Source organism: Draconibacterium sp. (assembly GCF_041583095.1).
GTDB lineage: Bacteria > Bacteroidota > Bacteroidia > Bacteroidales > Prolixibacteraceae > Draconibacterium.
Genome location: NZ_JBFHGM010000217.1, coordinates 1 through 8,547 on the forward strand (window position 1 = coordinate 1; position 8,547 = coordinate 8,547).

At 43.6% G+C, this 8,547-nt stretch carries 8 protein-coding genes; 6 read left to right on the forward strand and 2 right to left on the reverse strand.

The window, feature by feature from the left end:
• Positions 1 to 99 precede the first annotated feature (99 nt).
• From ABZB17_RS16960 to ABZB17_RS16980, 5 genes are all read left to right on the forward strand, one after another.
• On the forward strand, positions 100 to 1,296 hold the full coding sequence (locus ABZB17_RS16960) for a glycoside hydrolase family 18 protein (protein ID WP_372651839.1): 1,197 nt from the start codon (positions 100 to 102) through the stop codon (positions 1,294 to 1,296).
• Between the two features lie 57 nt (positions 1,297 to 1,353).
• Positions 1,354 to 1,929: a Crp/Fnr family transcriptional regulator gene (locus ABZB17_RS16965; RefSeq protein WP_372651841.1), complete on the forward strand. Its 576-nt coding sequence runs from the start codon at positions 1,354 to 1,356 to the stop codon at positions 1,927 to 1,929.
• Between the two features lie 94 nt (positions 1,930 to 2,023).
• Positions 2,024 to 2,632, forward strand: a complete 609-nt coding sequence (locus tag ABZB17_RS16970; RefSeq protein ID WP_372651843.1) for a YceI family protein — start codon at positions 2,024 to 2,026, stop codon at positions 2,630 to 2,632.
• Between the two features lie 282 nt (positions 2,633 to 2,914).
• Positions 2,915 to 3,631, forward strand: a complete 717-nt coding sequence (locus ABZB17_RS16975) for a pirin family protein (RefSeq protein WP_372651845.1) — start codon at positions 2,915 to 2,917, stop codon at positions 3,629 to 3,631.
• A 21-nt stretch (positions 3,632 to 3,652) separates the two neighbouring features.
• Positions 3,653 to 4,207: a nitroreductase family protein gene (locus ABZB17_RS16980; RefSeq protein ID WP_372651847.1), complete on the forward strand. Its 555-nt coding sequence runs from the start codon at positions 3,653 to 3,655 to the stop codon at positions 4,205 to 4,207.
• Positions 4,208 to 4,882: 675 nt separating this feature from the next.
• On the opposite strand, the gene ABZB17_RS16985 is transcribed toward ABZB17_RS16980, so the two are convergent.
• A complete protein-coding gene (locus tag ABZB17_RS16985) occupies positions 4,883 to 5,620 on the reverse strand; it encodes a DUF1080 domain-containing protein (protein WP_372651849.1) in 738 nt (245 codons plus the stop codon).
• 187 nt (positions 5,621 to 5,807) lie between these two features.
• Positions 5,808 to 6,410 (reverse strand): class I SAM-dependent methyltransferase, encoded by a 603-nt coding sequence (locus ABZB17_RS16990; protein ID WP_372651851.1) that lies wholly within the window; start codon positions 6,408 to 6,410, stop codon positions 5,808 to 5,810.
• A gap of 971 nt (positions 6,411 to 7,381) precedes the next feature.
• Between ABZB17_RS16990 and ABZB17_RS16995 the strand changes: the two genes are divergently transcribed.
• Positions 7,382 to 8,116, forward strand: a complete 735-nt coding sequence (locus ABZB17_RS16995) for a hypothetical protein (RefSeq protein WP_372651853.1) — start codon at positions 7,382 to 7,384, stop codon at positions 8,114 to 8,116.
• The last annotated feature ends 431 nt before the right edge of the window (positions 8,117 to 8,547 follow it).

Below are 8,547 nucleotides of genomic sequence, written 5' to 3' on the forward strand. Positions count from 1 at the left end.
CGTCAGTACTATTGAATCATTTATGATGTTGAATTATAATTATTTACAAAGGGTAGCGTTTATTTTACTTTTCGTTATGCCCCTTATAGCGCAGTTATCATGAACAAGTTAATTACATTTTTATTGGCCTGTGTATTTTTTGTTTCCTGTGGTGTACAAAAAGTGGCGAATGACGAAACAGCATCAGCAATAAACGTAATGGCCTATTACGTTCCACGCGAGGGCTACATGCCCGATCAGTTGCCGCTGGATCAGTTAACGCATATCATTTTTAGCTTTAGTAAAGTTATTGATGGAAAGATGCAGTTTAGGAATGAGAATGCCGACTCAATTATGAAACAGCTGATGGCACAAAAGGAAAAGTACCCGCACTTAAAAGTAATGATTGCTTGTGGCGGCTGGACGGCCGATGGCTTTTCCGATGCAGTTTTTACCGAAGAAAGCCGGACAAAGTTTATATCCAGCACCGTTGATTTTATTGAGAACTACCAGTTGGATGGGGTAGATATCGACTGGGAATATCCGGGAATTCCGGCAGGTGGCACAAAAGCACGCCCCGAGGACAAAGAAAACTTTACCCTTTTGATGAAAGGTTTGCGTGAAGCACTGGATCAACTCGATCGCCCGCAAACACTAACTTTTGCTTCGGCAGGGTGGAAACGATACTATAAAAATGTAGAACTATTGGAGGTAATGAAATACGTTGATTACATGAACATAATGACCTACGATCAGGCCGGTGGAGCAACAAAGTTCGCTACACACCACACAGCCCTGGGGCACCGTTCACTGGCAGATATTGCCGAAACTCCTCTTGGTTTGGCAATGACATTGCAAAATGCGGAATTGGCTGAAGGCGAAGATCCGTGGGAGCCACAGTCGGCCGAAGAAATTATCCGTTTTTGTGTGGAAAAAGGTGTCGATCCGAAACAGATAGTAATTGGTGCCGCATTTTACGGCCGTGGCTGGAGAGGCGTTCCGCCTGAAAATAATGGTTTATACCAACCCAATACGGGCCCCATTAGCGGAGGGACATCGTATTCCGCTCTTTTAACTGATTTTACAGAAGAGGATGGTTATGTAAAACACTGGGATCCGGTGGCTAAAGCTCCGTTCCTTTATAATCCAACCGACAGTATATTTGTGACCTACGACGATACCGTTTCGGTAAAACTAAAAACACAATACGCCAAAGAAAATGATTTGGGTGGAATTATGTTCTGGCAACTCAGCAGCGATAGTAAAGACGATGCCAGTTTGTTAAAGGCAATTTACACCGAGGCAGCAAAAAAGTAGCTTCAGGCATGGCACATCGTTTTTGATTGCTAAATTTGTGCCAGAAGCTATAGCCACATGGAGGACTTTTCTTTACTATATTCTTATTTCGAAAAAATTGGTAATCGCGAATTGACTGATACCGAAAAGGAGGAGATCGTGTCGGTTTTCAGAAAAGAAACGTTTAACAAGAAACAACGGATTTTTAATGCCGGCGATGAAAATACACGTCATTATTATATCGAAAAGGGATTGCTTCGTATGTACATAATTGATCAGAGTGGAAAAGAATTTAATCTGCTTTTTGGTAAAGAACGGCAGTGGCTGGGCGATTTAAGTACTCCCGCAACCACAGCATATTATTTAGAGGCGGTAGAGAAAACCACCGTGTTTTCAATATCAGAATCTGCTTTTGCTTCCATTATGAGCAAATACACCGAATTAAGTGCAAATATCAGGCGTTCGTATATCTTTCTGCAAAAACGTTTTGTGGCTATCCTCTCAAAAACTGCCGAAGAGAATTACGAGGAGCTTTTAAATAATGATCCCGATCTTGTTCAGCGCCTTCCGCAATACCATATTTCGTCTTACCTGGGAGTTACTCCCGTGTTTTTAAGTAAAATTATTGCTAAAAGAGCAAGAAAAAGAGACTAATAGGTACTTTATTAAACTAGTTTATTTTTTTCGTGTCAAATCCCCCGTATGTTTGCAGTAGAAATTTATTAGTAAACATTAAACAAAATTGAAAATGAAAAAATTAGCTACATTATTAGTACTTGCAATAGCGATAACAACAGCAAGTTTTGCATCGAATGGAAATGGCGATAAAACAACTTACAACGTTGACACAAAAGCCAGTAAAGTATATTGGACAGGTAAAAAAGTTACAGGTGAACATACCGGTTACCTTAACCTGGCCGGTGGAGAAGTATTTGTAGAGGGAAAAGAAGTTAAAGGTGCTAACCTGAACCTGGATGTAACTTCAATTGAAGTGACCGACCTTCAGGGAGAGTGGAAAGACAAATTAGTAGGTCACCTGAAATCAGACGATTTCTTCTCAGCAGAAAAGCATCCGGTGGCCAACTTTAAAATTACTTCATACAGCAACGATAAAGTTGTTGGAGACCTTACCATTAAAGGAATTACAAACGAAGTATCGTTCCCTGCAGAAGTAAAAGTCGACGGCGATGTGTTAACCGCAACGGGTACAGCCACTATCGACCGTACAAAATGGGATATTAAATACGGTTCAGGAAAATTCTTCAGCGATTTGGGTGATAACATGATCAAAGATGAATTCGAGATTAAATTTGAATTGAAAGCTACAGCTTCAGAAGGAACAACTTCGAGCAAGTAAGATAATACGCCATACGAAAACAACAAAACAAGTAAGGTTCGGAAGAAGGGAGTTAGTGAGGAGTTTGTGATGGAGAGAACCTTGGCCGGTGTCTGAAAATGCTATTAGTGCATAACCGGGCACCGGCTTTTCTTTTAAAGAAAGTATCGTAATAAATTTGATCGACCCCCTGGATGCCCAAAGCGGGACTGTTCCTCGCCGCCGGTTGGTGGATGGTTTGCAGGGACAAAAGGTTTACAGATGCGGATTCCCAAACAAATGAATGATTAAAAAGAGAAAGCAATGAAAACAATAGTATATAAATCAGATTCGAGAGGATATGCCAACCACGGTTGGTTAGAGGCAAGACACAGTTTTAGTTTCGCGAATTATTTCGATCGCGAGCGAATGAATTTCGGGGTGCTGCGCGTGTTAAACGACGATGCCATTGCAGGTGGACAAGGTTTTGGAATGCACCCACACGACAACATGGAAATTATTACCATTCCGCTCGAAGGTGATTTGGAACATAAAGACAACATGGGCAACCAGGCCGTTATCCGCGAAGGCGATGTGCAGGTGATGAGTGCCGGAACAGGTGTTTACCACAGCGAGTTTAACCATCACCCGGATAAAACATTAAAGCTTTTTCAGATTTGGTTGTTTCCCAACAAACAAAATGTACAACCGCGTTACGATCAGATCTCGATTCGCGATGTGGCCGAAAAGAACAAATTGTACCAGGTGCTATCGCCTAACCCCGACGATCAGGGCGTGTGGATTCACCAGGATGCATGGTTTTTCCTGGGTAATTACGATGCAGGAAAAACAGATTCGTACACGATTAAAAAAGCCGGAAACGGAATTTATATAATGGTTATAGAGGGAGAGGTGAACGTTTCAGGCACCGATTTGTCGAAACGTGATGCAATAGGAATTTGGGACGTGGAATCGGTTGATATTACGGCTTCATCAGATGCCCGGATCTTGCTGATGGACCTGCCCATGCAGATGAACTAAAGATTAAGTAATATGGAAGTTATGACGAAGTATAAGATTCATCCTTTATTGGAGAAACGGTGGAGTCCGCGGGCCTTTTCGCCCGAACCCATTGCCGAAGAGGATGTGAATGAAATTTTTACAGCAGCAGCGTGGGCAGCCAGTGCTATGAATGAGCAGCCCTGGCAATATGTTTATGCCATGCGTGGCACGCCGGGGTTCGATGCCCTCTGGGATTGCCTGGCAACAGGTAACAAACCCTGGACAAAACATGCGGCCGTTTTATTTGTAGCCATAAAAGTTGATACCTTTTCGGATACTGGTAAGCCCAATAAATGGGCGATGCACGATGTGGGTATGGCCAATGCGCAGTTGTTGCTTCAGGCAACCAGCAAAGATATTTACGGACACCTGATGGCCGGTTTTGGCAGCGATCAGGTTAAAGAGCTTTTAAAACTCGATGAGAATCATACTCCGGTGTGTATGGGTGCTCTGGGTTATCTGGGCGATGTCAATGTGCTGGATGAGCCATACCGCTCGAGAGAAAAAGCACCGCGTACCCGAAAAGATTTAGAGGAATTCGTGAGGAAGATTTAGAATGAATCATGTGAAATTCCCGGTGGAGAAAAAATATCTTATTCAAAAAGTTTTAAGATTAAAATAGGCTACGAATCAGAAGAAAGATGCTTATGTCTTATCAGACCGATTTTACTATTTGGCTTAGCCCAAATAGTAAACACAAAACCCAAGGCTGCGCCCGCTTCCCTCGGAAAAGCTACGCGATACCGGCTAAAATTCCTGAAACTCGTCGTACCTCCTCAAACATCAGTAATTTTTAACGCCGTCACCGCTTGTTTTCCGGCTCACCGGACGAGGCCAGGCTCGGATGTCGCTAACGTTGCATTAGTGGACGGCCTCTTTTGGTGGTTGCCCGGAGTTGAAGTAAAACCTTAATGAGAGCGGGAAGCTCCGAGGAATCGAGGAGATCACCCGTCCGAATTTAGGTTTTACAAAAACGTAGGGGAAGGACCAAAAGCAGCCTTGACTTTTTTGCTTCGTTTTTGTGGTAAGACAAAAATGAAGGCCTCCGGCAGGAAAAAAATAACAATTGCTTTACTGCTCTTAAATTTTACTCCAACGGATTTTTAAATTGATCCTTTGTAATCGATTTCTGGTAAGCACTTCATAAAAAATCCCGGCTTGTTTTCAAGCCGGGATTTATTTTGTTCTTTTTTCAAGAGTATCTTTTTACAAGGATCTTCAGAATCACTCTTATAATTCTCTGATTTTAACGTTTTGGAACCATACGGTATAACCATGGTCCTGCAAACCGATAAAACCATCTTTAGCAATTCCTTCCTGGAAACCTTCAAAGCTTTTGAATTTGCTGTTTTCCACCAATTGGTCCCACTCATCGGTCCAGTGGCTGTACGAAACAACTTCAGTACCATTCATTGATACGGTAACTTGCCCGTCTTTAACTTTTATTACGCAGGTATTCCATTCGCCTGCCGGATTAACGGTTTCAGGATCGGCCGCAATCATGTCGTACAACGAACCGGCCAGGTGGCTGTCTATTTTATTGTCGGTAGCGTCTTTATTGTCGAGCACCTGAATTTCAGGAGCAGCATAATAAATCGGTTTTCCGGGTAACTCGCGTACATAATAAAAAATTCCGGAGTTGGCCATTTTACCGGCTTTCCAGTCAATCGAGAATTCAAAATCCTTGTACTTCTCTTTCTCGAAAATAATATCGCCATTGGCTCCGTGTCCCGGCTCTTTACCTTCTCCGGTAAACACTTTCATAGCGCCGTCTTCTATCTCCCAGTTGGCAGGCATAGCTGTTCCGTTGTATTGACGCCAGCCGTCGAAATCTTTGCCGTTAAACAGCAAAACCCAGCCTTCTTTTTTCTCTTGCGAGGTCAGTTTGTTTGCTTTTTTCGAAAACGCAGGATTGGCAATCAACAAAGCTGCCATCACGGCGAAACTGTAAAAAATACTTTTTCTCATGATAAATTTATTGAAATTACGGTTTAATTGATATGCCTTAAAGATAGCAAAAACAATTGCTGCCTGCCAAGAAGATCGGGCGTTTCTGTCGATAAATATTTTTACAGCGAATAGCTCTACAAATTTAGCCAGGTAGCGAGGCCGAAAATTGGGAGGGGGATTTTACTTCGATTTGCAAATCTCCTGGTTAGGCCGGTGGTAAACATTTGGTCTCTTTTAGCTGGCAAACCACGTGGTGTTTGTTTTCGCTGTAGATGCATAATAGCCCCGATTCTTTAATCTTTTTTAGGGTAAGCTCACGAGGCTGATGCCCGTCTTCAATAACAATAATACCGTTAAACAGTACGATACGTGCCAGTTCGCGGATCAGCTCTGTGGGTTGTTCGATCATATGAAACATATCGAGGGCGTAAACCACATCGGCAATGCGGTTGGGCAGGGCACACGAATAAGCGTTGGCCTGAATGGCTTCTACATTACTCAGCCGGTGTTTTTCAATTTTTCGGTTTACATTGCTGATGGCCATGGGATGAATATCGACGGCAAAAACCTTTCCGCCGGGGCCAACTTTATCCGAGGCATTTTTTATGTAGCGTGCCGGCCCACAGCCATAATCAACCACAATTTGTCCCTCTTTTATCGGTAGGCGGCTAAAGTTTCGCTCCGATTGTCGGGCAAATACATCCCTGAGTTTCATGGCAAAACTCATCAGCTTAAAAAACAGGTTGGGAATATTCTCGCGGCCATGGCCGGTAACTCTGTTAAGGTGTGTTGTGTGTGTAGTTTCCATTATTTCTTTTGTTTTTTGTTTGGCTGAAACAAAGGTAGGTAAGTGTCTGGAAATGAAAGAATATTTTGGATAAACAGGGGAGGTTTTTCGATGAATGGCAAAGGAGCGTAGCGAAGAAAGCAGTGCAAACGGGAAGTTGTTCCGGCTTGTTGGTGGTTTGCACCGCAATCTTCTTATCGTTACATCAAAACCACCGACCGAACATTGCAGCTGTTTCCCCTCGTGAGGGGAAATGTCGACAGACAAAGGGGTAGGGTTTTATAACTTGCACTGCAATCCAACCCTCCGTACCGAGGCGGCAGTAAAAAGGCAGGCTATTACTTTTCGCTCACCACCTCATTCACTCATTCGCCAATTCCCTCAATAACCCAATCACTAATTCCCTCATTCACTTAACAGACTAACCTATTGAACCATAACATTATTTTTCGTAACTTCTCGGAACCAAAAACAACACTTTTGTTTCAAACGTTTTTTACATATGCCCACTCTTCGAGTTTTTGCCTGCCTGTGGTAACTGAAAACTGCAGAATTGCTTTGCAAAAATGTATGTTTCCGCAGTTGGAAGGCCGCATTTGTAAACAAAAACACGTCCTTCCGCATGCAGAAGGCACCACTTTTACGCAAAAATGCCCTCTTCTGCATGCGGAAGGCATCACTTTTATAAAAAAACGACCCCTTTTAAGTGCGGAAGCATACATTTTTATAAAAAAATGGGGTCTTCCAACTGCGGAAGGCAGTGTTTTTAACCAAAAACGTGCCCCTCTAAGTGCGGAAAGCAGCATTTTTACACAAAAACGGCCCCTTCCGCACTTGCTGAAATCATTGATAATACTGATGTTTTGGCTGTTTTTTGCTGCCAGAAGTATACTGTTAACACGAAATCCCTCCGGAACTATAATTCAATATTTTATTAACCCTCCCGGATACTTTCCAAATGGAATAACCCCCGGGACTAAATCTTTAAAAGTATGCCTTATAGAGAATTGCCAAAATCCATAATTGGCAGAAACAATGTGTTGGAAAAAGCCAACGAAAAAGCAAGCAGTACGCCCGCTGCACAATGGGCAATAAGTACCGAAACGCAAACAAAGCTGGTAAGCTTGTATGCTACCCTGCGGCAGGAAATTGCCGAGCGGCAGGAGCAGTTTGCCAAACAAGCCGAGGCCACCGAGGCCGAGAACGAACAACAGCAAGTGTTGTATCGTAATGTGTCGCATTTTATGCGCGTGTTTAACATGGCTGTTGAGCGGGGCGTGTTTTCGCCGGCCGACCGCCTGTACTACGGACTGAATGCCAGCCAAAGCGATTTGCCCAAGCTGAGTACCAAACAAGACCTGATTACCTGGGCACGTAACCTGATAGCGGGCGAGCAGAAACGCACACAGCAGCGCGACCCGGCTGTTCCGGTGCCGGTAGTGGCCATGAGCAACCCGTCGGCGGCCGAGGTAGAAACCGAGCTAAACAAGTACATTGAGTTAAGCAATAAACAGTCGGCCGAAAAGCAGGCTTTTGATGCCGAAAACAAAGATGTGCTGGATATACTGCCCGAAATCGACGAGCTGATACGTGATATTTACGACGAGGTAGAATTTTACTACCGCAAAGAAACACCGGCCAACGGCCGTAAACTGGCGCGCGAGTGGGGTGTGCTATACGTGTCGAGGCCGGGCGAAGAACCTGAAGAAGATGTGGTGGAAGAGTGATTCTGCCGCCATAAACCAATAAATCGAAAGGCTGTTCCGGAGGGCAGCCTTTTGTTTTTGGCCTCGTCAACCTGCTAACAGTCAGGCTAGCTTCAGTCGTTCCTCCCTTGGATATGCAATTTTACCACCCCATCCGTCAGTCGACGGATACCCCCCTCCTGGCAGGCTACCCTTTATACACATCTTTTTCTGATTTAAATTTCGTCAGGGAGTACCAATTAGCTTCGATCATTTTCTTTCGCCTGACGATTCAAATCATATCATCATGACCCGGGGCGACGTAATTCGTTGAATTACTTTGCCCTGGGTTAATGAAAAGTATTAACAAAGGCGCAAATAGAAAAGTCAATTGAAAATGAAACCTGGCATGCGCCTCAGTTAGAATTCCTTTTACAGAAATTATTAATAAAATATTTGTGTATAAAGGGTAG

Coding starts and splice junctions, on each gene's coding strand:
- ABZB17_RS16960 (WP_372651839.1), top strand. CDS start 100: ATGAACAAGTTAATTACATTTTTATTGGCCTGTGTATTTTTTGTTTCC.
- ABZB17_RS16965 (WP_372651841.1), top strand. CDS start 1,354: ATGGAGGACTTTTCTTTACTATATTCTTATTTCGAAAAAATTGGTAAT.
- ABZB17_RS16970 (WP_372651843.1), top strand. CDS start 2,024: ATGAAAAAATTAGCTACATTATTAGTACTTGCAATAGCGATAACAACA.
- ABZB17_RS16975 (WP_372651845.1), top strand. CDS start 2,915: ATGAAAACAATAGTATATAAATCAGATTCGAGAGGATATGCCAACCAC.
- ABZB17_RS16980 (WP_372651847.1), top strand. CDS start 3,653: ATGACGAAGTATAAGATTCATCCTTTATTGGAGAAACGGTGGAGTCCG.
- ABZB17_RS16985 (WP_372651849.1), bottom strand. CDS start 5,620: ATGAGAAAAAGTATTTTTTACAGTTTCGCCGTGATGGCAGCTTTGTTG.
- ABZB17_RS16990 (WP_372651851.1), bottom strand. CDS start 6,410: ATGGAAACTACACACACAACACACCTTAACAGAGTTACCGGCCATGGC.
- ABZB17_RS16995 (WP_372651853.1), top strand. CDS start 7,382: ATGCCTTATAGAGAATTGCCAAAATCCATAATTGGCAGAAACAATGTG.